Source organism: Nakamurella sp. (assembly GCF_044224575.1).
Lineage (GTDB): Bacteria > Actinomycetota > Actinomycetes > Mycobacteriales > Nakamurellaceae > Nakamurella.
On sequence record NZ_JBGAKE010000015.1, the window covers coordinates 12653 to 34119 of the forward strand.

General features: G+C 70.4%; 19 protein-coding genes. 7 read left to right on the forward strand and 12 right to left on the reverse strand.

Annotated elements, in window-relative coordinates; all coding sequences use genetic code 11:
• Nucleotides 1-25 precede the first annotated feature (25 nt).
• Both radA and disA read left to right on the forward strand, forming a co-directional pair.
• Nucleotides 26-1450, forward strand: coding sequence for a DNA repair protein RadA (radA, locus tag ACILSK_RS16900; protein WP_395728349.1), 1425 nt, complete (start codon nucleotides 26-28; stop codon nucleotides 1448-1450).
• A gap of 268 nt (nucleotides 1451-1718) precedes the next feature.
• Nucleotides 1719-2807, forward strand: coding sequence for a DNA integrity scanning diadenylate cyclase DisA (disA, locus tag ACILSK_RS16905; protein WP_395728350.1), 1089 nt, complete (start codon nucleotides 1719-1721; stop codon nucleotides 2805-2807).
• 33 nt (nucleotides 2808-2840) lie between these two features.
• Here the strand turns inward: disA and ACILSK_RS16910 are convergent, their stop codons facing one another.
• Complete coding sequence (locus tag ACILSK_RS16910; RefSeq protein ID WP_395728351.1) at nucleotides 2841-3689, reverse strand: hypothetical protein; 849 nt, start codon at nucleotides 3687-3689, stop codon at nucleotides 2841-2843.
• A gap of 59 nt (nucleotides 3690-3748) precedes the next feature.
• Here ACILSK_RS16910 and ACILSK_RS16915 point away from each other — a divergent pair, with 59 nt between their 5' ends.
• Nucleotides 3749-4294, forward strand: a complete 546-nt coding sequence (locus ACILSK_RS16915) for a beta-class carbonic anhydrase (RefSeq protein WP_395728352.1) — start codon at nucleotides 3749-3751, stop codon at nucleotides 4292-4294.
• The gene (locus tag ACILSK_RS16920; RefSeq protein ID WP_395728353.1) at nucleotides 4278-5174 is read left to right on the forward strand and encodes an A/G-specific adenine glycosylase; all 897 of its coding nucleotides are present in this window, start codon (nucleotides 4278-4280) and stop codon (nucleotides 5172-5174) included. The genes ACILSK_RS16915 and ACILSK_RS16920 overlap by 17 nt, the downstream gene beginning before the upstream one ends.
• A gap of 445 nt (nucleotides 5175-5619) precedes the next feature.
• Here the strand turns inward: ACILSK_RS16920 and ACILSK_RS16925 are convergent, their stop codons facing one another.
• The 3 genes from ACILSK_RS16925 to lysS all read right to left on the reverse strand — a co-directional run bounded on the left by ACILSK_RS16925 (nucleotide 5620) and on the right by lysS (nucleotide 10748).
• On the reverse strand, nucleotides 5620-8160 hold the full coding sequence (locus tag ACILSK_RS16925; protein ID WP_395728354.1) for an ATP-dependent Clp protease ATP-binding subunit: 2541 nt from the start codon (nucleotides 8158-8160) through the stop codon (nucleotides 5620-5622).
• Nucleotides 8161-8639: 479 nt separating this feature from the next.
• Nucleotides 8640-8999: an Lsr2 family protein gene (locus tag ACILSK_RS16930; protein ID WP_395728355.1), complete on the reverse strand. Its 360-nt coding sequence runs from the start codon at nucleotides 8997-8999 to the stop codon at nucleotides 8640-8642.
• Nucleotides 9000-9233: 234 nt separating this feature from the next.
• Complete coding sequence (gene lysS, locus ACILSK_RS16935; RefSeq protein ID WP_395728356.1) at nucleotides 9234-10748, reverse strand: lysine--tRNA ligase; 1515 nt, start codon at nucleotides 10746-10748, stop codon at nucleotides 9234-9236.
• 64 nt (nucleotides 10749-10812) lie between these two features.
• Here lysS and ACILSK_RS16940 point away from each other — a divergent pair, with 64 nt between their 5' ends.
• A complete protein-coding gene (locus ACILSK_RS16940) occupies nucleotides 10813-11703 on the forward strand; it encodes a 3-methyladenine DNA glycosylase (protein ID WP_395728357.1) in 891 nt (296 codons plus the stop codon).
• A 74-nt stretch (nucleotides 11704-11777) separates the two neighbouring features.
• Here ACILSK_RS16940 and ACILSK_RS16945 read toward each other — a convergent pair whose 3' ends face one another.
• On the reverse strand, nucleotides 11778-12809 hold the full coding sequence (locus ACILSK_RS16945; RefSeq protein WP_395728358.1) for a LacI family DNA-binding transcriptional regulator: 1032 nt from the start codon (nucleotides 12807-12809) through the stop codon (nucleotides 11778-11780).
• Nucleotides 12810-12986: 177 nt separating this feature from the next.
• Between ACILSK_RS16945 and ACILSK_RS16950 the strand changes: the two genes are divergently transcribed.
• Nucleotides 12987-14621 (forward strand): glycoside hydrolase family 13 protein, encoded by a 1635-nt coding sequence (locus tag ACILSK_RS16950; RefSeq protein ID WP_395728359.1) that lies wholly within the window; start codon nucleotides 12987-12989, stop codon nucleotides 14619-14621.
• Nucleotides 14622-14627: 6 nt separating this feature from the next.
• Complete coding sequence (locus tag ACILSK_RS16955) at nucleotides 14628-15062, forward strand: hypothetical protein (RefSeq protein WP_395728360.1); 435 nt, start codon at nucleotides 14628-14630, stop codon at nucleotides 15060-15062.
• Nucleotides 15063-15112: 50 nt separating this feature from the next.
• Here ACILSK_RS16955 and ACILSK_RS16960 read toward each other — a convergent pair whose 3' ends face one another.
• The 7 genes from ACILSK_RS16960 to hpt form a co-directional block, all read right to left on the reverse strand.
• Nucleotides 15113-15592 carry a DUF3180 domain-containing protein gene (locus ACILSK_RS16960; RefSeq protein ID WP_395728361.1) on the reverse strand — a complete coding sequence of 160 codons (480 nt, stop codon included), beginning with the start codon at nucleotides 15590-15592 and terminating at the stop codon, nucleotides 15113-15115.
• 42 nt (nucleotides 15593-15634) lie between these two features.
• Nucleotides 15635-16126 carry a 2-amino-4-hydroxy-6-hydroxymethyldihydropteridine diphosphokinase gene (gene folK, locus ACILSK_RS16965; protein WP_395728362.1) on the reverse strand — a complete coding sequence of 164 codons (492 nt, stop codon included), beginning with the start codon at nucleotides 16124-16126 and terminating at the stop codon, nucleotides 15635-15637.
• Between the two features lie 91 nt (nucleotides 16127-16217).
• Entirely contained in the window at nucleotides 16218-16631 is a 414-nt protein-coding gene (folB, locus tag ACILSK_RS16970; RefSeq protein ID WP_395728363.1) for a dihydroneopterin aldolase, read from the reverse strand.
• 3 nt (nucleotides 16632-16634) lie between these two features.
• Nucleotides 16635-17537, reverse strand: a complete 903-nt coding sequence (folP, locus tag ACILSK_RS16975; RefSeq protein ID WP_395728364.1) for a dihydropteroate synthase — start codon at nucleotides 17535-17537, stop codon at nucleotides 16635-16637.
• A 55-nt stretch (nucleotides 17538-17592) separates the two neighbouring features.
• A complete protein-coding gene (gene folE / locus ACILSK_RS16980) occupies nucleotides 17593-18246 on the reverse strand; it encodes a GTP cyclohydrolase I FolE (protein WP_407077049.1) in 654 nt (217 codons plus the stop codon).
• A gap of 5 nt (nucleotides 18247-18251) precedes the next feature.
• Nucleotides 18252-20549, reverse strand: coding sequence for an ATP-dependent zinc metalloprotease FtsH (gene ftsH / locus ACILSK_RS16985; protein ID WP_395728365.1), 2298 nt, complete (start codon nucleotides 20547-20549; stop codon nucleotides 18252-18254).
• A 255-nt stretch (nucleotides 20550-20804) separates the two neighbouring features.
• Nucleotides 20805-21353 (reverse strand): hypoxanthine phosphoribosyltransferase, encoded by a 549-nt coding sequence (gene hpt, locus ACILSK_RS16990; RefSeq protein ID WP_395728452.1) that lies wholly within the window; start codon nucleotides 21351-21353, stop codon nucleotides 20805-20807.
• Nucleotides 21354-21467: the final 114 nt, after the last annotated feature.

Genomic DNA, 21467 nt, shown 5'->3' on the forward strand with positions numbered 1-21467 from the left:
GGACACCTGGCCTAACGTGCCGGGCATGAGGTCGCACACTCCCCCACGCAGCCCCCGGCCGGCCTTCCGGTGCAGCGGGTGCGGGCACGAGACCACGAAGTGGCACGGCCGATGTCCTGAATGCCGCGCCTGGGGCACCCTGGACGAGGGGCCCGCGCCCGGTGGGGTGGTCCGTCGGATGAGTCCGGGGCCGGTGGCCCACCCGGCCCGCCGGATCGGCGAGGTATCCGGTGACGTGGTTCGGCCCACCGCCAGCGGCGTGGCCGAGTTCGACCGCGTGCTCGGCGGTGGCCTGACCCCTGGCGCGGTGATCCTGCTGGCCGGCGAGCCCGGGGTAGGCAAGTCCACCCTGTTGCTGGCCGCGGCGCGGGCGTGGGCCGGTCAGGGACACGGTCCCGTTCTCGTCGTCACCGGCGAGGAGTCCGCGGCCCAGGTCCGGCTGCGGGCCGAGCGGATGAACGCCCTGCACGATGCGATCTTCCTGGCCGCCGAAGGCGATCTGGATTCCGTGCTCGGCCAGGTCGAGCTGGTCAAGCCCCGCCTGCTGATCGTCGACTCCGTGCAGACGATCGCGTCCACCGCGGTCGACGGCACCGCGGGCGGGGTCAGCCAGGTCCGGGCGGTCGCCGCGGCGCTGACCGCCGTGGCCAAGGAACGCAACATGGCCTGCGTGCTGGTCGGGCACGTCACCAAGGACGGCGCCATCGCCGGCCCCCGCGTCCTGGAACACCTGGTGGACGTCGTGCTGCACTTCGAGGGCGACCGGCACTCGATCCTGCGGACCGTCCGCGGAGTCAAGAACCGCTACGGACCGTCCGACGAGGTCGGCTGCTTCCGAATGGTGCCGGACGGCATCGCCGAAATGCCCGACCCGTCCGGGCTCTTCCTCACCCGCCGGTCCACCCCGGTACCCGGCACATGCACCACGGTGGCTCTGCAGGGGCGGCGGGCGCTGCCGGTCGAGCTACAGACCCTGATCACCCCGGCCGGCGGTGAGACCGGCCGGCGCACGGTGGCGGGTCTGGATTCCGCCCGGGCGGCGATGGTGGTGGCGATCCTGCAGCGCTGGGCGGGAGTCGGGCTGGCCGGCAAGGAGGTGCTCGCGGCCACCGTCGGGGGGTGGAAGATGACCGAACCAGCCGCCGATCTGGCGCTGGCCCTGGCCCTCTGGTCGTCGTCCCGCGACGTGCCGCTGCCGGCCGGCCTGGTCGCCATCGGCGAACTCGGCCTGGCCGCCGACATCCACCCGGTTCCCGGGATGGGGCAGCGCCTGGCGGCGGCGGCACGGGCCGGGTTCGACCATGCGATCGTCGGGCCGGGAGCGGGCGCCGACCGCCCGCCCGGCATGCGGGTCATGGAGGCCTCGACGCTGGGCGAGGCGTTGGGTCTCGCCGGTGCGGATGGCGTCAGCTGGATCCGACGACCACCCAAGGGGGAACGGACCGGCTGACGAAACGGTCCCCATTCGTCGTTTCTGTCCCGGGGTCGTTGGCGATGGTTGGCCGAGCCTGCGAGGCCACCATCAAGCACCGCAGGAGCACGCTGCCGGCAACCCGGTGACGCAGGAGCCGGATTGCCCCGCGGGCTCGTCGTTGGCCGAGCCTGCGAGGCCACCATCAAGCACCGCAGGAGCACGCTGCCGGCAACCCGGTGACGCAGGAGCCGGATTGCCCCGCGGGCTCCTAAACTGTCCGGTGAACGCCAAGGGAGGGCTTTGGGTGGAGGAACGCACGAGCGTCGCCGCCCATCGTGCCGTGTTGGCCCGGGTCGCACCGGGTACGCCGCTGCGCGATGGCCTGGAGCGGATCCTGCGCGGACGCACTGGAGCGCTGATCGTGCTCGGCTTCGACCAGGCGGTCGAGGACCTGTGCGACGGCGGGTTCCGGCTGGACGTCGAGTTCTCGTCGACGCGGGTGCGAGAGCTGTGCAAGATGGACGGCGCGGTGGTGCTCAACGACGACGCCACCCGCATCCTGCGGGCCAACGTGCAGTTGACCCCGGATCCGACGATCCCGACCGTCGAGTCGGGCACCCGGCATCGCACGGCCGAACGTACCGGTCTGCAGACCGGCCACCCGGTGATCGCCGTGAGTCACTCGATGTCGATCATCAACCTCTATTTCGGTGGACGGCGGCACGTGGTCGCGGACCCACCGACCATCCTGTCCCGAGCGAATCAGGCGTTGGCCACGCTGCAGCGATACAAATTCCGGCTCGACGAGGTCGCCCGCGCACTCTCCGCTCTCGAGATCGAGGACTTCGCAACCCTTCGTGACGCCATGACCGTGCTGCAGCGCCTGCTCATGGTGCGCCGCATCGCCGACGAGCTCACGGGCAACGTGATCGAACTCGGCACCGACGGTCGTCTACTCGGGCTGCAGCTCGACGAGATGTTGAGCGGCACCCAGGGTCTGCAGGAGCTGCTGATCCGCGATTACCTGCCCGTCGACCGGAGTCCCGATTCGATCGACGAGATCGTCGAAGCCCTGGACGATCTGGACGAGGCCGCGCTGTTGGACCTGGCGGCGGTCGCCCGTGTCCTGGGCATCAATACGATGGGCGACGCGCTCGACTCCGCGGTCAGTCCTCGCGGATACCGGCTCCTGGCGGGCATCCCGCGGGTTCCACCAGCCGTGCTGGACCGGCTGATCCTGCACTTCGGCAACCTGCAGGGCCTGCTGGCCGCCACCGCCGCCGATCTGCAGGCCGTCGAAGGCGTCGGCGAGGCCCGGGCCAGGGTGGTGCGGGAGGGGCTGTCGCGGCTGGCCGAGTCGTCCATCGTGGACCGGTACGGAACGGCCCTGTAGGACGCGCTCGCGGGCGGCCGGCTGGCTCCTGGATCAGACGACCGTGAACGCGGCTGGTGGGCTTGATACGGGGCCGAGCTGGGCGATCAGCGTGTAGCTGCCGGGAGCGAGCGGGACACGATCTCCGGTGCACCCCGGCGCCGACGTGGTGCCCGACCACTTCACCGTGAACTCCAGTGTCTGACCGGGCGCCAGGTCCCGAACCTCAGTGCCCTGCCCGGGGAAGCAGTCGGCGGTCGACCACAGGCGGGTCCCGTCGGCGCCGAAGACCGTGAAGACCTGCGTCGTCCCCGACACGTCTCGACGGCAGGCCTCCGCCCCGGTATTGGTGACGACCATCCCGATGATCACGTTGGTGCCGGACTTCACCTCGCCCGGCACCTTGGCGGCGAGCCCGACCGCGGCATCCGGACACAGCAGCTTGCCATCGGCGTCGTAGGACGGCGGTGGCGGAGCCGGGGCGGCGTCGGACGACGCGGGCGGCGGCTGCTCGGTCGGCGGCACCGGGCTGGCCGCGGCGGCGTCGGGGGCCGGGGCGGGCACGTCGGTGCCGGTCGGCGGCGCGGCGTCCGTCGCCGGGGCGGCGTCGGTCGGCGACCCGCTGGGCGGCGCGGCCGAATCGGTCGGCGCCGCGACCGACGGGCTCGGCGAGGGCACCGTGGAGCGGGACGGAGCGGTCGAGTTGGCCAACACGCCGGTCATGGTGGGTGCGGCCGAGGTGTTGGCGACGGCCGCGGACGAGTCCTGCCCGGCCGAGGAACGGGAGGTTCGGCTGGCCAGGAACCACACAATCGTGACGAGAACGGCGACGGCCAGGACCACCACGAGTACTCGACGGAACCAGTACGTGGTTTGGCTGGACGGTCCGACCGGGTGCATCACGCGTGCGACGGTAGTCTCGCTCCAACACCATCCCGCGGAGCAACGCCGAAGGAGTCACTGTGACGGCGATCGACGAGATGTTGCGGCGAAACAAGACCGCAGCCATGTATCATCCCTCCGGCCTCGGGCCCTCGCCGTTGAAGCACCTGGCGGTGGTGATGTGCATGGACTGCCGGGTCGACGCGCATGTGGCCTTCCGGTTGAATCCGGGCGAGATCCACCTGATGCGCAACGCCGGCGGCATCATCTCCGACGACGTGATCCGCTCGCTGGCGATCTCGCAGCACGCGCTGGGCACTCGCGAGGTGATGATCGTCCACCACACGGACTGCGGCCTGGCCAAGCTCAAGGAAGACGAGTTCCGGGAAGAGCTGGCCCGGTTCGCCGGCTACCGGCCGACCTGGTCCGTGCAGGCTTTCACCGACCCCCACGACTCCGTGCGGGAGTCGATGCGTCGCGTGCAGGACTCCCGGTTCCTGCACCACACCGACAAGGTCCGCGGCTTCATCTTCGACGTGGAAACCGGGCTGCTCGAAGAGGTCACGGAAGAGCTCGACGAGGTCACGGAGGAGAACGACCAGGAGAGCGGTGCCGCGACAAGCTGATCCGCTGGGCGCCGACCTGATCCTGGACTTCTACGAGCGGAACGCCCGGGAACTGCCGTGGCGGCAGCCCGACGCGACGCCGTGGGCGGTTCTGGTCAGCGAAGTGATGCTGCAGCAGACGCCGGTTTCGCGTGTGCTGTCGGTGTACGAGCAGTGGGTGCAGCGGTGGCCGTCCCCGGCCGACCTGGCCGTCGAGCCGGCCGGGGAGGCCATCCGAACCTGGGGCCGACTCGGATACCCGCGAAGGGCGGTGCGGCTGCACGGCGCGGCGGTGCGAATCACCGCGGAGCACGGCGGGCAGGTGCCGCACACGGTCGAGGAGTTGCTCCGGCTACCCGGAGTCGGGGATTACACGGCGCGGGCGGTGGCCGCGTTCGCGTTCGGCGCCCGCGTTCCGGTCGTCGACACCAACGTGCGCCGCGTGCTGTCCCGGGTGGTCCGCGGCGTGGACGAGCCCAGGGCCTCGGCCACCGCCGCCGACCGGGCTGAGATGGCCACCTTGCTGCCCGCCGACCCGGCGATCGCGGCCCGCTTCTCGGTGGCTGTGATGGAGCTCGGCGCGCTGGTCTGTACCGCCGTCAGCCCGTCGTGTGACCGCTGCCCGCTGCCGGCGCGATGTGCCTGGCGCCGATCGGGAGCGGTGCCCGGGGTGGCCCGCCGCCCGGTGCAGGCCTGGCACGGAACCGACCGGCAGGCCCGGGGCCGGATGATGGCGCTGTTGCGTGGGTCGGCGGGCCCGGTCGACATGCTGGACCTGCTCGGCTCGACCGACGACGCCGTCCAGGCGCGTCGCTGCCTCGACTCGTTGCTAGCCGACGGGCTTGTCGAGCGCGCCCACGACGGCTGGTTCGTGTTGCCGGGCACCGCGGTGGCCGGCTGATCAGTTCGAGGATCCCGGGTGCCCGGGCTCGGCCGGCGCGTTTCGTCATCCGCCGCCAGGCGGTGGCGCCGGTCGGCGCCCTTCTTGAATTGCTGCGCGCGTGGAGCCCGGAGACGTTGCCGCAGAAACGCGGCACCGGCCGCGCATGCATCCAGTGGTACAGGGCCGGTTCACTTGCGCAGGTCACGCGCCAGTGGACTCGGCGGACGGTCCCGCGGAACGCAACACCGGCCGCACGTTCAACGAGCGGCGCAGCACCGCCGGGCCGCTGACCGGCGCCGGGTGCAGGGACCTGCGCGGCACAAATCGGCGACTCCTGTCACACCAGCCCCATTTCGGGTCAGTTGATCCGCGCCGGCCTAGTTGATCCGCGCGGCAGGGGCCCGGGGAACGCGAACGCCCCGCCACCGAGGGGGTGGCGGGGCGTTCGGGGAACAGGCAACGATCAGCCGGTGGCGCCCTCGGGGCCGGCGTCGATGGCCAGGCCGGCCGGCACCGAATCCGGCACCGACGACGGCCGCGGTTCGCCGCGGAAGGTGAACTCCTTCGTCGGCTTGCCGTTCAGGTCGGTCGCGTCCTGGACGTCGACCAGAACGATCTGGCCCGGGCGGATCTCGTCGAACAGGATCTTCTCGGACAGCTTGTCCTCGATCTCCCGCTGGATCGTCCGGCGCAGCGGCCGGGCGCCCAGGACGGGGTCGAAGCCCCGCTCGCCGAGCAGCGTCTTGGCCGCGTCGGTCAGCTCCAGCGACATGTCCTTGTTCCGCAGCGCCGCCTCGACCCGCTTGAGCATGAGATCGACCATCTGGTTGATCTCATCGGTGGTCAGCTGATGGAAGACGACCACGTCATCGATGCGGTTGAGGAACTCCGGACGGAAGTGTCGTTTGAGTTCGTCGTTGACCTTCTGCTTCATCCGCTCGTAGTTCGACTCCGAGCTGTTGCCCTGCTGGAAGCCCATGCCGACGGCCTTGGAGATGTCCTGCGTTCCCAGGTTCGAGGTGAAGACGATGACGGTGTTCTTGAAGTCCACCGTGCGCCCCTGGCCATCGGTGAGCCGGCCGTCCTCCAACACCTGCAGCAGCGTGTTGTAGATGTCCTGGTGCGCCTTCTCGATCTCGTCGAACAGCACCACGGAGAACGGCTTGCGGCGCACCTTCTCGGTGAGCTGCCCACCCTCTTCGTAGCCGACGTATCCGGGAGGGGCACCGAAGAGCCGCGACGCGGTGTACCGGTCGTGGAACTCGCCCATGTCCACCTGGATCAGCGCGTCCTCGTCCCCGAACAGGAACTCGGCCAGCGCCTTGGTCAGCTCGGTCTTCCCGACGCCGGACGGGCCGGCGAAGATGAACGAGCCGGACGGCCGCTTGGGGTCCTTCAGGCCGGCGCGAGTGCGGCGGATCGCCTGCGAGACGGCCTTGACCGCCTGATCCTGGCCGATGATCCGCTTGTGCAGCTCCTCTTCCATCTTGAGCAGCCGAGTCGTCTCCTCCTCGGTCAGCTTGAAGACGGGGATGCCGGTCCAGTTGGCCAGCACCTCGGCGATCTGCTCGTCGTCGACCTCGGAAATGACGTCCAGATCGCCGTCCTTCCAAGCCTTCTCGCGCTCGGACTTGCGGGCCAGCAGCTGCTTCTCGGTGTCCCGCAGCGCGGCCGCCTTCTCGAAGTCCTGCGCGTCGATCGCGGACTCCTTGTCCCGTCGCACGCCGGCGAGCTTCTCGTCGAAGTCGCGCAGGTCCGGCGGCGCGGTCATCCGGCGGATGCGCATGCGCGCCCCGGCCTCGTCGATCAGGTCGATCGCCTTGTCCGGCAGGAAGCGGTCGCTGATGTACCGGTCGGCCAGGGTGGCCGCCGACACCAGCGCGTCGTCGGTGATGGTGATCCGGTGGTGCGCCTCGTACCGGTCGCGCAGTCCCTTGAGGATCTCGATGGTGTGCGCGACGGTCGGTTCGCCGACCTGGATCGGCTGGAAGCGGCGTTCCAGCGCGGCGTCCTTCTCGACGTACTTGCGGTACTCGTCGAGGGTGGTGGCGCCGATGGTCTGCAGCTCGCCCCGGGCCAGCATCGGCTTGAGGATCGACGCGGCGTCGATCGCGCCCTCGGCGGCGCCCGCACCCACCAGGGTGTGGATCTCGTCGATGAACATGATGATGTCGCCGCGGGTGCGGATCTCCTTGAGTACCTTCTTCAGGCGCTCCTCGAAGTCGCCGCGGTACCGGGAGCCGGCGACCAGCGAGCCGAGGTCCAGCGTGTAGAGGTGCTTGTCCTTGAGGGTCTGCGGGACGTCGCCGCGGATGATCGCCTGGGCCAGGCCCTCGACGACCGCGGTCTTGCCGACGCCGGGCTCGCCGATCAGCACCGGGTTGTTCTTGGTGCGGCGGGACAGCACCTGCATGACCCGCTCGATTTCCTTCTCGCGCCCGATGACCGGGTCGAGCTTGCCCTCGCGGGCGGACTGGGTCAGGTTGCGACCGAACTGGTCAAGGACCAGCGAGGTCGACGGGGTGCCCTCGGACCGGCCGCCCTCGGCGGCCGCGGTCTCCTTGCCCTGGTACCCGGAGAGCAGTTGCAGCACCTGCTGCCGCACCCGGTTCAGGTCGGCGCCCAGCTTGACCAGCACCTGGGCGGCGACACCCTCACCCTCGCGGATGAGGCCGAGCAGGATGTGCTCGGTGCCGATGTAGTTGTGGCCCAGCTGCAGCGCCTCGCGCAGCGAGAGCTCCAGCACCTTCTTGGCCCGCGGGGTGAACGGAATGTGACCGGACGGGGACTGCTGCCCCTGCCCGATGATCTCCTCCACCTGGGCGCGGACGCCCTCGAGTGCGATGCCCAGCGACTCGAGCGCCTTGGCGGCCACGCCTTCACCCTCATGGATGAGGCCGAGCAGGATGTGCTCGGTGCCGATGTAGTTGTGGTTGAGCATGCGGGCCTCTTCCTGGGCCAGCACCACCACACGACGGGCTCGGTCAGTAAACCGTTCGAACATGTGCACTCCTTACGGGCGTGCGCGGTTAGGCGTTCTGCCACTCGTCCCGCCCGGAGGCGGATAGCTCACTCTAGTCGGCGAGCCCGAACCACTGGTTCGAGTCGAGCAACCGATGGCGGCACCGCACACCGTGCCGCCACTGCTCTCCAACGCTCCCGCAGCGACTCTCGTTCCGCCACGTCGCGGGCTACGCCGTGGGCGAACACTCCGTCGATCGCCACTCTCCGTAGCGGCCCCGAGCGACCCGAGCGGGCCCGAGCCCCAAGCGGCCTCCGCCTGCGCTGCCCCTCGACGCCCCACCCGCCACGGCCGCCGCCTTGTCCCGAGCGGGCTCCCCCACCGCCGCGGCTCGGCGTCCCACCGGTCCGAGGACACCAACGCATCCGAGGGCACCAACGCATTCGAGGGCACCAAACGCAAACGACCCCGCTCCGCAGCCGCGGACGGGGTCGCTGTGCCGGCCGGAGGCCGGGTCGATCTCAGTGGGCGGCCTCGAAGGCGGCCAGCACGTTGGCCGACAGGCGCCCGCGCTCGGACACCTCGTAGCCGTTGGCCCGGGCCCACTCGCGGATGGCCGCGGTCTGTTCGCGATCCGGCGCGGTACGGGAACCGCGCGCCGGCTTGGCGGCCTTGGCGACCTTCGCACGTCCGACCCGACGGGCGCCGTCCGCCCGGCGAGCGCCGGCGACATATCCGGCCAGTGCGTCACGGAGCTTTTCCGCGTTTTCCTCGTTCAGGTCGATCTCGTAGGCGACCCCGTCGAGTGCGAATGACACGGTATCGGCCGCTTCGGAGCCGTCCAGGTCGTCCACCAATGAGGTGGTGGTGATGGTTGCCATGCGTGTGCCTCCCACGACTGCAGATTTCTTCCCCGAGCGCTCAGGATAGGGCCGCCGGGGTTCATTTTCAAACATATACGGAAAATGTCGACGACGTGCGGGCCGCCGACGGTCAGCATTCACGGAGCGAAGGCAAACCCCGTGGCGCAGCTCACGTGACCGGAATTGAGATGGTGTGCATTGCGTCGACGAGGTGACGCGGAAAGGGTGGTGAACCGGGCCGCCGGGACGCGCTCAATCACCCGGGCGAACGAATGGGAACAGGATGGTCTCCCGGATGCCCAGACCGGTGAGCGCCATGATGAGGCGATCGACACCCATACCCATCCCGCCGGAGGGCGGCATTGCGTACTCCATGGCCCGCAGGAACTCTTCGTCCAGGACCATGGCCTCGTCGTCACCGAGTCCGGCGAAGCGGGCCTGGTCCGCAAAACGCGCACGCTGAATCACCGGATCGACCAACTCGGAGTATCCGGTTCCCATTTCGGTGCCCCGGATGTACAGGTCCCATTTCTCGGCCAAGCCGGGCCGATCCCGATGGTCGCGGGTGAGCGGCGAGGTCTCGGCCGGATAGTCCCGGACGAATGTCGGAGAGATCAGGTTCGGCCGCACCAACTCGTCGAAGAGTTCCTCGGCCAGTTTCCCCGGCCCGTAGTGCGGAGCAACGCCGACGCCGAACTTCTCGGCGAGGTCGACCAACTCGGCCATCGGCGTCGTGACCGTGATCTCCCGGCCGATCACCTCGGACAGTGATCCGTACAGGGTGATCGAGGGCCAGTCCCCGCCGAGGTCGAACTCCTGCCCGTCGGCATGCGTCACCGTCGTGGAACCTTGCACGGCCACCGCCGCGTCCTGGATCAACGATCTGGTCAACTCGGCCATGCCGTTGTAGTCGGAGTACGCCTCGTAAGCCTCCAGCATGGCGAATTCCGGCGAATGGGAGGAATCGACGCCTTCGTTGCGAAAGTTGCGGTTGATCTCGAAGACCCGCTCGATTCCGCCGACCGCCGCGCGTTTGAGGTACAACTCGGGCGCGATGCGCAGATACAGCTCCATGTCGAACGCATTCATGTGCGTCGAGAAGGGCCGGGCCGCGGCACCGCCGTGCAGCACCTGCAGCATCGGTGTTTCGACTTCCAGATAGCCGCGCCGATGCAGGGTCGACCGCAACGAGCGATTGACCGCGGCACGGATCTCCACGGTCCGCCGGGCCTGCGGCCGTACGATCAAATCGACATAGCGCTGCCGGACCCGCGCTTCTTCGGACAACGGCTTGTGCGCAACCGGCAAAGGTCGCAGCGCCTTCGCGGCAATGGCCCAGGAATCGGCCAGCACCGACAGTTCACCCCGGCGCGAGGTGATCACCCGGCCGTGCGCGAAGAGATGATCACCCAGATCGACGTCCCGCTTGAATGCGGCCAGCGATTCGGCTCCGACGCCGGCCAGCGACACCATGATCTGCAATTCGGCGCCCGTGTCGCCGGCACCCCCTTCGCGGACGGTGGCGAAGCACAGCTTTCCGGAGTTGCGCAGGAAGATCACCCGTCCGGTGACCCCCACGGTCTCACCCGTGTCGGCGTCCGGCGGGAGATCGGGGAACCGTTCACGCAGCTGGGCCAGGCCGGTCGTCCGCGGCACCGCGACCGGATACGGTTCGATACCGGAATCGAGCAGCCGTTGGCGCTTCTCCCGGCGCACCCGCAGCTGTTCGGGCAGGTCCTCGTCATCCGTGGGGGTCGGTGCACTCACGACGGATCAGCCTACTTTGCCGGGACGGTCCCACCGACCGCCCACCGGGACGGACAATGGCGCGGTGACGACCGGACCCATAGTGCTCGCCGCGTCGCGCTGGCGTCCCCTGGAATCCGCACACGCCGACCGGGTGGACACCCTCACCCGAGGCCATCAGGAACGGGCGAGGCGCCAGCTCCCGCATCCGGTCGAGGATTTCCTGTTCACCTATTACCCGTTCCGGCCCGGCCAACTCCGGCGTTGGCATCCCGGCCTCGGCTACGCGCTGGCCGACGCCGCGGAACGGGCCGACTGGCGGTTCCATCACACTGTGGACGGGCCGGGGTCGGTGGTGGGGGTGGACCTGCCCGCATTCCTGCTCGCGCGCGGCGAACAAGTGCGGTTCGTCACGCGGCTGCTGACCGCGACTGCGGCGGCACCGGCCCAGTTCGGGTGCTTCGGGCTGCACGAGTGGGCGATGGTGTTCCAGCTGCCTGAATCCGACCTGCGCCACCGCGGCCGGCGGCTACGCCTGGGCCCGGCCGGTACCGATCAGGTCGTCCGGGAGCATCAGATCCGCTGCGGCCATTACGACGCGTTCCGGTTCTTCACCGACGCCGCCCGGCCGCGCAACCAATTGCAGCCCACCCTGGACGGCCGGATCGGCATGGAGCAGCCGGGCTGCCTGCACGCCTCGATGGATCTGTACAAATGGGCGTATCGGCTGCTGCCGGTGACGTCCAGCGACCTGGTGGCCGATGCGTTCGAACTGGCCCGGGCGGTCCGCGAGATCGATATGCGCGCCTCCCCCTACGACCTGGCCGACCTGGGCTACCCGCCGATTGCGATCGAGACGGCCGCTGGTAAAGCGGAGTACGTCGCGCGGCAACGGGACTTCGCGCACCGGGGGTCGCAGCTGCGGCAACGGCTACTCGGTGCCATTGCCGGCCCGCTACCGACCGTATCCGGGTAATTCTCGCCGGTGGCGATCGACGCGGTGACGCCCGCGGGCCGGACGGGTCCTGAGGGGCGGTCGGAGTTCTCGGGTCACCGGGCCGGCCCGGTGCTCGACCTGACCTGGACATGGACGGGCAACACGCGCCGGCGGGGGGGCTCACCCGGGCGGTGGCTCAGGTACAGATCGCCGGCCAGCCGGCCCTTGTCCACCAGTGGCTGACAGACCGTGGTGAGGCCGGCGGCCGACGCCTCCGGAATGCCGTCGTAGCCGGTGATCGTCAGATCGTCGGGGACCGACAGGCCGCGCTCCCTGGCCGCGTCCAGGGCACCGAGCGCGAGAACGTCCATCATCAAGCAGACGGCGGTCAACCCCGGCTCGCGGTCGAGCATCGCGTTCAGGGCGGTGGCGCCCGCGGCCCGGGTCAGCCCCGAGCACACCTCGATCGCCGGTTCGCCCACGCCGAGCGCGGCCAAAGCCTCGGCCAGACCCAGGATCCGGTTGCCGTGCACCGATGAGGGTGATCCTCGCAGCGCGGCCAGATCGGCCGGACCCGCCCGGCCGCCGCGCCCGCCGTCGGTGATCACACCGATCCGGCGGTGCCCCAGACCGGCCACCAACTCGCCCACCAGGCGGCCACCGGCTCGGTCGTCCGACCCGATCCAGTCGAATTCGGGCACGTCCGGGGGTGAGTCCACCACCACCGTCGGGAGTCGGCGTTGCCGGATCCGGGCCAGATGCGGGTCCTCGGGCGGGACGCTGTAGACCACGAATCCGTCGACGACCGCGTTGGCGACGGCATCCGGCCGCCCGCCGGACGATTCCGACGAGATCAGCAGCAGGTTCAAGCCGGCGCTCTGGCAGCTCTCCGACAACCCCTGCAGGAACCGCACGGCCGCCGGATCGGCGAAGGCGTGCGCGAGCTCGTCGGTGAACAGCAGGCCCAGGGTGTCCGAGCGACCGCGGCTGAGCTGGCGGGCCGCCGGATCGGGGCCGCCGTACCCCTGCCGGGCAGCTTCGGCCAGGACCCGCGCGCGGACCGGCGGCGAGAGCTTGTTCGGTCGGGTGAACGCGTAGGAAACGGTGGCCACGGAGACCCCGAGGGCACGCGCGATCGAGCTCATGGTCGGTCGCTGCGAGTCGCGGCTGGGCACCCGTCCAACCTACCTGTCGGTTAATCGTTAACTTGACGCGGGCTGTGGAGGAGGTCCGTGAAATGCGGAAATCGGTCTTGACAGCCACTCAGGTGAAGCGTTTAACTACTTCCACCGCCGACCGACGACGATCTTCCAGGAGCTGCCATGTCACCCTCGCTGCACGAATCGTCGACGGCGGGCCCGGCCGAATCGCCCCATCCCTGGTGGCGCAGCGCGGTGATCTATCAGATCTACCCGCGCAGCTTCGCCGACGCCAACGGCGACGGAATCGGCGATCTCGCCGGCATCCGATCCCGGCTGCCCTACCTCGCCGCGCTGGGCATCGACGCGATCTGGTTGAGCCCCTTCTACCCGTCCCCGCAGGCCGACGCCGGGTACGACGTCGCCGACTACCGGGATGTCGATCCGATCTTCGGCACCCTGGCCGACTTCCACGGCCTGGTCGGGGACAGCCACGCCCGAGGCCTGCGCGTCATCATCGACCTCGTGCCGAACCACACGTCCGATCGGCACGCCTGGTTCCAGGCCGCGCTGGCCGCGGGGCCGGGCAGTGCCGAGCGGGGCCGGTACATCTTCCGCGAGGGCCGCGGAGCCCATGGCGAGCTCCCACCCAACAACTGGGTGTCGAATTTCGGCGGACCCGCCTGGACCCGGGTGCCGGACGGCCAGTGGTACCTGCACATCTTCGCGCCGGAACAGCCCGACCTGGACTGGACGAACCCCGAGGTCGTCGCCGAGTTCCAGGACATCCTCCGGTTCTGGATGAAGGTGGGGGTCGACGGCTTCCGGATCGACGTCGCGCACGGCCTGGCCAAGGACCCGGACCTGGCCGACCTGCCGGGCGGCGCGGAGGGTCACCTGTTGACCACGGCCAACACCAACGACCATCCGCACTGGGATCGCGACGAGATTCACGAGGTGTACCGCGGCTGGCGGGCCGTCGTCGACGAGGTGGGCGGCGACAGGGTGTTCTGCGCGGAGGCGTGGGTGCCGAACCCGGATCGGTTCGCCCAGTACCTGCGGCCGGACGAGCTGCACACCGCCTTCAACTTCGACTACCTCAACGCCGAGTGGGACGCCGCCGCGCAGCGAGCCGCGATCGACACCACCCTGACCACCCTCGGTGCGGTCGGCGCGCCGGCCACCTGGGTGCTGTCCAACCACGACGTCACCCGGCATCCCACGCGGCTGGGCGGCGGTGAGCTCGGCCTGCGCCGGGCGCGGGCGGCCACCCTGATGATGCTGGCCCTCCCCGGCGGTGCCTACCTCTACCAGGGTGAGGAACTGGGACTTGAGGAGGTGTGGGACATTCCCGCCGAACTGCGTCAGGACCCGATCTACTTCCGGACCGGTGGCGAGCGGGTCGGTCGCGACGGCTGCCGGGTGCCCCTACCGTGGTCCGGGACCCGAACGCCGTTCGGCTTCGGGCCGGCGGGCGAGCCGTGGTTGCCGCAGCCGGCCAGCTGGGCCGACCGAACCGTCGACGGCGAATTGGCCGACGAGGCCTCGACCCTGCACTTCTACCGCACCGCGCTGGCCGCCCGCCGGGATCGCCCGGAGCTCCACGCGGACGGCCTGGTCTGGCTGCCGGCCCCGGAGGGCATGCTGGCCTTCCGACGCGGGCGCGATCTGGTCTGCGCCGTGAACTTCACCGACCGGCCGTTGCCGTTGCCCGAGGAGGTCGCCGATCATCGCCGGCTGATCACCAGCACTCCTGGCGCCGTCGACGATGCCGGTCGACTCGCGGCGAACTGCACCGTGTGGCTGTCGGCGAGCTGATCGGGCGTGTCCGGACCGACCTCATGGCGGTGCGACGAGTGCGCGGCAGCGGTGGCCGCCGACGGGGGTCTGCTGGCCTTCCGGACGCAGCCGCACGCTCCGTACGCGGCCGGCGGGTTCCGGATCCTGCACGTGTCGTGCCGGGAGCCGGACGATGCCGAGCTCGCCACCGTCCGGCTGGAAGCCTGCCTGGACCGGGATGGGCTCAGTTTGCTGCTGGGCTTTCTCAGCGCCGGCCCGGGCCGGCGCCCCGAGCCGGGGCTGACGGTTGCCGACGTCGACGAGTTCGTCGACCTGATCCGGCGGCTGCACGTTCCCTTCTACGAACCGGCGCGCCGCAGGTTCGGCGAGCCGCACGTCCGACGAACGATGCTGCGCGCCGACCGGGCCAGCCCGTACCAATCGCCGGCGTTGCGGAAGCTGGTGCAGGCGAGCGGGTGACGCGGAGCCGGCCGTGACCCGACCGTGGGCACCGACGACACCGTCGTCCGCTACTTGTCCTCGGGCACCAGGCAGCTGCGTTCCAGGAACAGCGCACCCGCCACCATGACGACCGCGCCGGCCACGCCGATGAACCCGGTGATGCCGTCGGACTGCGCGGCCGCGAACTCCGACCAGGACGGGAGCACATAGCCGAGCAGGCCCAGCCACAATCCCCCGAGGGCGGCCCCGGCCAACGCGGTGGCCTTGGCCACCATGACAGCACGCGCGGCGGTCAGCGCGTCCACCGGCCGCCGGGCGGGCGCCCCGGCCGTCTGCGCGGGCGGCCGGATCCGCCGGCGGAGGCCGAACCCGACCACCGCCTCCCCGATGCCGAGCAAGGCCGCGAGCAGACCCGCCAACCGGGGCACCGGCGGAATCCGCGAGTAACTGACCCGCACCAACAGGTAGCCGGCCACCCCGGCGATCAGGCAGACCACGGCAATGTCCCGCCACCTGGTCAGTCCCAGCCGGCCGTCGTCGGTGGTCACCGCGGCCGTCGCGACGGCCGACGATCGGTGCGGGCAACGATTTCAGTGCACATGGCCCACCCGGGTGATGCCGGCGGTGTCGAGGCCGTCCAGCAGGTCGGCGATCGGTCCACCGCCCGGCAGCTCGGCACCGGGATCGACTTCGGCCCATGGCATCAGCACGAACGCCCGCTCGGCGGCCCGCGGGTGCGGCAGGATCAGGTCGGGCTCGTCGCTGATCACCGCGTGGCCGTGCACCTCGACGAGGATGACGTCGGCGTCCAGGGTGCGCGGCCCCCAGCGGACGGTCCGTTCCCGCCCGGCCTCCTGTTCCAGGGCCTGGCACCGCCGCCACCAGGCGTGCGGATCGGCGCCGTCGTCCTCCGCGATCACCACGATGTTGTAGAAGTCCTGCTGCTCGACCCCGCCCCAGGGCGGGGTCCGGTAGATCGACGACACGGCCCGGACGACCCGCCCCAGGCTGCGGACGGCAGTCTGCAGATGCGCGGTCCGGTCGCCGACGTTCGACCCGAGGGACAGCACCGCCCGGCTCATGGCGTCGCCCCCTCGGGGCTCCTCGCCCGCTCGGACACCCCGACGCGACCGACACCCTTCGCACCACGAAGACTCGCTCGGCAAGCCTCGCTCATGATGGCGTCGCCCCCTCAATCGCTCGGCCCGGGCGAGCCCCACCCTCGCGGCGGATGGACCGCCGGATGGTCACGGCGACGTCGGCGAAGGTCAACGGAATCGGCGCGGACGGTTTGTGCACGGTGACCTCCGCCGCGTGCACCGGATACCGGCTCATGATGGTGTCGGCGATCTCGGCGGCGACCGTCTCGATCAGATCCCGGGGCGGCCCGGTGACAATGCCGGCGGCCAGCTCGGCGAGTTCGCCGTAGTGCACCGTCCTGGTCAGGTCGTCGGAGGCGGCCGCCGCGGTGAGATCCAGCCACACCGTGATGTCGACGACGAACAGCTGCCCGTCCCGCTTCTCGTCCGGGAAGACGCCGTGGTACCCGTACAGCTCCAACCCGGTCAAGGTAATCCGGTCAGCCACGACTCATACCATTCCGGAACGGTCGACCGGACGGTGCGGCAGGGTCCGGGTCGGCCCCCGACCGGTGACCGCGGCGGCGACCCGCACCGCGTCCAGGGAATCGGCGGCCTCGTGGACCCGGACCCCCCAGGCGCCGGCGGCCGCGGCGAGGGCCGAGATGGCGGTGGTTGCCGCTTCCCGGCCGTCGGGCGGCCGGGGGCCGGACCCGTCATCCAGCAGTGCCCCCAGGAATCGCTTGCGGGAGGCGCCGACCAGGATCGGGAAACCCCAACCCGGGCCGTCGAGTCCGGTCATCGACGGCAGCGCCCGGAGCAACGCCCAGTTGTGCTCGGCGGTCTTGGCGAACCCGAGGCCGGGGTCCAGCACGATGGCCCGCTCGTCGACCCCGGCCGCGAGCGCCGCGTCCACCCGGGCGGCCAGCTCGGCCCGCACATCGGCGACCACGTCGTCGTAAACGGCCAGCGCGTCCATGTCGGCGCTGTGGCCCCGCCAGTGCATCAGGATCCAGGGGACACCGGCGTCGGCGACCATCCCGGCCATCTCGGGGTCGGCCAAGCCGCCGGAGACGTCGTTCACGACCTGCCCGCCCACGTCCAACGCGGCGCGGGCGACGGTCGCGCGCGTGGTGTCCACGCTGCAGACCACCCCGGCCGCGGCCAGCTCGGCGATCACCGGAACCACCCGGTCGGCCTCGACCTCGGCCGGGATCCGGTGGGCGCCGGGACGGGTCGACTCGCCCCCGACATCGACGATGTCGGCGCCGGCCGCGACCAGCGCGCGACCCCGACGCACCGCGGCGACCGCGTCGATGTACCGGCCGCCGTCCGAGAAGGAATCCGCGGTCACGTTGACCACGCCCATGATCATGGCCCGGCCCATCGGCCGGTCGACGGCGGAGGTCGTCATGAGCGGACCCGACCGGGGCCCGCGTCGGTGGCCTCCGCCACCGCCACCCCGGCGCTCATCGGCCCGTGATCAGGCTCATCGCCTCCGCGCGGGTCCGGTCCTGGGACTGGAAGATGCCGCGGACCGCGGACGTCGTGGTGACCGCGCCCGGCTTGCGGATTCCCCGCATCGCCATGCACAGGTGCTCGGCCTCGATGACCACGATCGCACCGGCCGGCTGCAGCCGGCGGACGAGCGCGTCGGCGATCTGGGTGGTGAGCCGCTCCTGCACCTGAGGCCGCCTCGCGAAACCGTCCACCAGGCGGGCGAGCTTAGACAGACCGGTGACCCGGCCGTCCGCGCCGGGGATGTACCCGACGTGGGCCTTACCGAAGAACGGCACCAGGTGGTGCTCGCAGGTCGAGTACAGATCGATGTCCCGCATCAGAATCATCTCGTTGTGATTCTCGTCGAACGAGGTCTGCAACACCGTGCTCGGATCGATGTGCAGGCCGGAGAACTGCTCGGCGAACGCGCGGGCGACCCGGGCCGGCGTCTGCTGCAGGCCGTCCCGATCCGGGTCCTCGCCCACGGCGATGAGCAATTCGCGCACGGCCGCCTCGGCCCGGGCGGCGTCGAAGGGCGGCGCGGACCCCGCCGGCCGATCGGCCGATCCGTTGGCCGAACCGTCCTCGGCGGCGTCGGTCCGGCCGATCGACCCGGTCTGCACGGACGTCACGACGTGCGGTCCCGCTGATCTTTCGGCGGTGCCCAGGGATCCTGCGGATCGATCGGCCCGGCCGGCGGGGGCGGCGGGTTCTGTCCCCACCCGTGGTGGCCGTTCGGCTGACCGCCCGGCGGGCCGCCGTGGGCGCCGTTCTGCGGGCCGGCGCTATTTCCGTTCGGCGGCCGCTGGTGCGGACCCGGATCGTAGGGGCCGAGCGGACCCGGCAGGACGCCACCGGTCCAGTTCGGTCCGGTCGATGCGCCGAGCTGCGCTTCGGGCTTGGTCGTGGTGTATCCGCCCTGTCCAGGATGGTCAGCGGCCACCCCGACCGACACCGGCTCCGGCTGACGCTTGGGCTCGTCCGGCGCCGGCGGGGGCCATGGCTCACCCCGCTCGATGGCCAACTCACCGGGGGTCTTGATGGGCGGCCGATCGGACGGCAGCCGGGTCCCGAACTCGTCGAAGGCGGTGATCCGCGGGCGCTTCTCGACCTCGGCGAAGATCACCTCGAGGTCCTTGCGCTCCAGAGTCTCCTTCTCCAGCAGGGCGCTGGCCAACGAATCCAGCACGTCTCGATACGTGTTGAGGACCGCCCAGGCCTCGGTGTGCGCTGTCTCGATCAGGGCCCGCACCTCGCCGTCGATCTCGCTGCCGACCTCGATGGAGTACTCGGGGCCGCTGCCGTAGGTCCGGCCCAGGAAGGGCTCGTCGTCGCCGTGGCCGTACTTGACCGCGCCGAGCTTGGCCGACATGCCGTACTCGGTGACCATCGCCCGGGCGATCTTGGTGGCCTGCGCGATGTCCGACGAGGCGCCGGTGGTGGGCTCGGCGAAGACCAGTTCCTCGGCGGCGCGTCCGCCCATGGCCATCACCAGGCGGGCGATCATCTCCGACCGCGTCATCAGCGACTTGTCGTCTTCGGGCACCACCAGGGCATGCCCGCCGGTGCGGCCGCGGGGCAGGATGGTCACCTTGTAGACGGGCTCGAGTCCGGGCATCGCCCAGGCCGCGAGAGCGTGCCCGCCCTCGTGGTAGGCGGTGATCTTCTTCTCCTTCTCGGAGATGACCTTGCCGCGCCGCGCCGGGCCGCCGACCACCCGGTCCACCGACTCCTCCAGGGCCGCGTTGGTGATCACCGTGCCGTGCTCGCGGGCGGTCAGCAACGCCGCCTCGTTGATCACGTTGGCCAGATCCGCGCCGGACATGCCGACGGTCCGCTTGGCCAGCGGGAGGAACTCCACGTCCGGGGCGAACGGCTTGCCCTTGGCGTGCACGGCCAGGATCGCCTGCCGGCCCTTCAGGTCGGGCTGGCCGACCGGGATCTGCCGGTCGAACCGGCCGGGCCGCAGCAGCGCCGGGTCCAGGATGTCCGGCCGGTTGGTCGCGGCGATGAGGATGATGCCGCCCTTGGCCTCGAAGCCGTCCATCTCCACCAGCAGCTGGTTCAGGGTCTGCTCGCGCTCGTCGTGACCGCCGCCCATGCCGGCGCCGCGGTGCCGGCCGACGGCGTCGATCTCGTCGACGAAGATGATGGCCGGCGCGTTGGCCTTGGCCTGCTCGAACAGATCCCGCACCCGGCTGGCGCCGACGCCGACGAACATCTCGACGAAGTCCGAGCCGGAGATCGTGTAGAACGGCACCCCGGCCTCACCGGCGACGGCCCGGGCCAGCAGCGTCTTGCCGGTGCCCGGCGGGCCGTAGAGCAGCACGCCCTTGGGGATCTTGGCGCCGAGCGCCTGGTACCGCGCCGGGTTCTGCAGGAAGTCCCGGATCTCATCGAGCTCCTGGACCGCCTCGTCCGCGCCGGCGACGTCGGTGAACTTCGTCTGCGGCATGTCCTTGGTCAGCAGCTTGGCCTTGGACTTGCCGAACGAGAGGACCCGGTTCCCGCCGCCCTGCGCGTTGTTCATCATCCACAGCAGGAACAGGATGATCAGGCCCACCGGGATCAGGTAGATCAGCAGCGAGAACAGGGTCGACTCGCTGGTCACGACGGTGTTGTAGCCGCCCGAGACGTTGGCGGTCTGTACGTCGTCGAAGATCTGTTCACCGGCCGACGCCGGGTAGTTGGTGTAGATCTGGGTGGACCCGTCGATCGGCTCGCTGAGCGTCAGCCGGAGCCGCTGCTCCTTGTCGTCGATCGTGGCCTCGGTGACCTTGCCGTCCTTGAGCTGCGCCAATGCGACGGAGGTGTCCTGCTGTACATAGCCGCGGGTGTCGTCGGCGAAGTAGCTGTACGTCAGGTACAGCACCAGCACCAGTGCGATCCACACCAGCGGCGAGCGGAGAAGTCGCTTCTTGTCCATATCGCTCCGGGCCGGAATCGGCCTCGACCTCCCTGACGGTTCTCGGGTACGGGGCCGGCGAACCGACGGTTCACCCGTCGGAGTCGGGCGGCCTCGCACATCCGGGCGGCGCAACGGCACGACCAGTGCGTTTCAGCCTACCGCCGCACCCGGACAGTCCCGATTCGTCGCCGGCCGCCCGATTGAACGCCCGGTGACGCCCGGTGGTTCCCCCGGACGTCGGCGAACCGGAACGGTCCACCCGATCGGGGTGGTTCAGCGGTACATGTGCTCGCCCAGCAACCCGACGAAGGGCAGGTCCCGGTACCGCTCGGCGTAATCCAGCCCGTACCCGACCACGAATTCGGTGGGGATGTCGAACCCGACGTACCGCACCTCGACCTCGACCTTGACCGCCTCAGGCTTGCGCAGCAGCGCGACCACGTCGATCGCCGACGGACCTCGGGTGGCGAGGTTCTTCACCAGCCAGGACAGCGTCAGTCCCGAGTCGATGATGTCCTCGACGATCACCACGCGGCGCCCGGTGATGTCCCGGTCCAGGTCCTTGAGGATGCGCACCACACCGGAGGACGACGTCGCCGAGCCGTACGAGGTCACTGCCATGAACTCGAGCTCGGACGGGATCGGCATGGCCCGCGCGAAGTCGGTGACGAACATCACCGCCCCCTTCAGCACGCAGATCAGTAGCGGCGGGGTGTCGACCGTATGGTCAGCGGCCACCGCCCGAGCCAACTCGGCAATCTTGGCCTGCAGCGCCTGCTCGCCGATCAGCACCGCGGCGAGCTCTCCCGGGTACCCGTGCACCGCCCCGGGGTCCCACCCCTCGCCGGCGGCGGCGGCATCTGTGCTGGTCACCACGGTCGTCAGCGACGCGACGGCGGCGCCGGGTCCGGTCGGCGTCTGTGCGTGGCTACTGCC

Coding starts and splice junctions, on each gene's coding strand:
- ACILSK_RS16930 (WP_395728355.1), bottom strand. CDS start 8,999: ATGGCAACCATCACCACCACCTCATTGGTGGACGACCTGGACGGCTCC.
- ACILSK_RS16925 (WP_395728354.1), bottom strand. CDS start 8,160: ATGTTCGAACGGTTTACTGACCGAGCCCGTCGTGTGGTGGTGCTGGCC.
- ACILSK_RS16945 (WP_395728358.1), bottom strand. CDS start 12,809: ATGAGCTCGATCGCGCGTGCCCTCGGGGTCTCCGTGGCCACCGTTTCC.
- folP (WP_395728364.1), bottom strand. CDS start 17,537: ATGACGACCTCCGCCGTCGACCGGCCGATGGGCCGGGCCATGATCATG.
- radA (WP_395728349.1), top strand. CDS start 26: ATGAGGTCGCACACTCCCCCACGCAGCCCCCGGCCGGCCTTCCGGTGC.
- folK (WP_395728362.1), bottom strand. CDS start 16,126: ATGAGCCGGGCGGTGCTGTCCCTCGGGTCGAACGTCGGCGACCGGACC.
- ACILSK_RS16950 (WP_395728359.1), top strand. CDS start 12,987: ATGTCACCCTCGCTGCACGAATCGTCGACGGCGGGCCCGGCCGAATCG.
- ftsH (WP_395728365.1), bottom strand. CDS start 20,549: ATGGACAAGAAGCGACTTCTCCGCTCGCCGCTGGTGTGGATCGCACTG.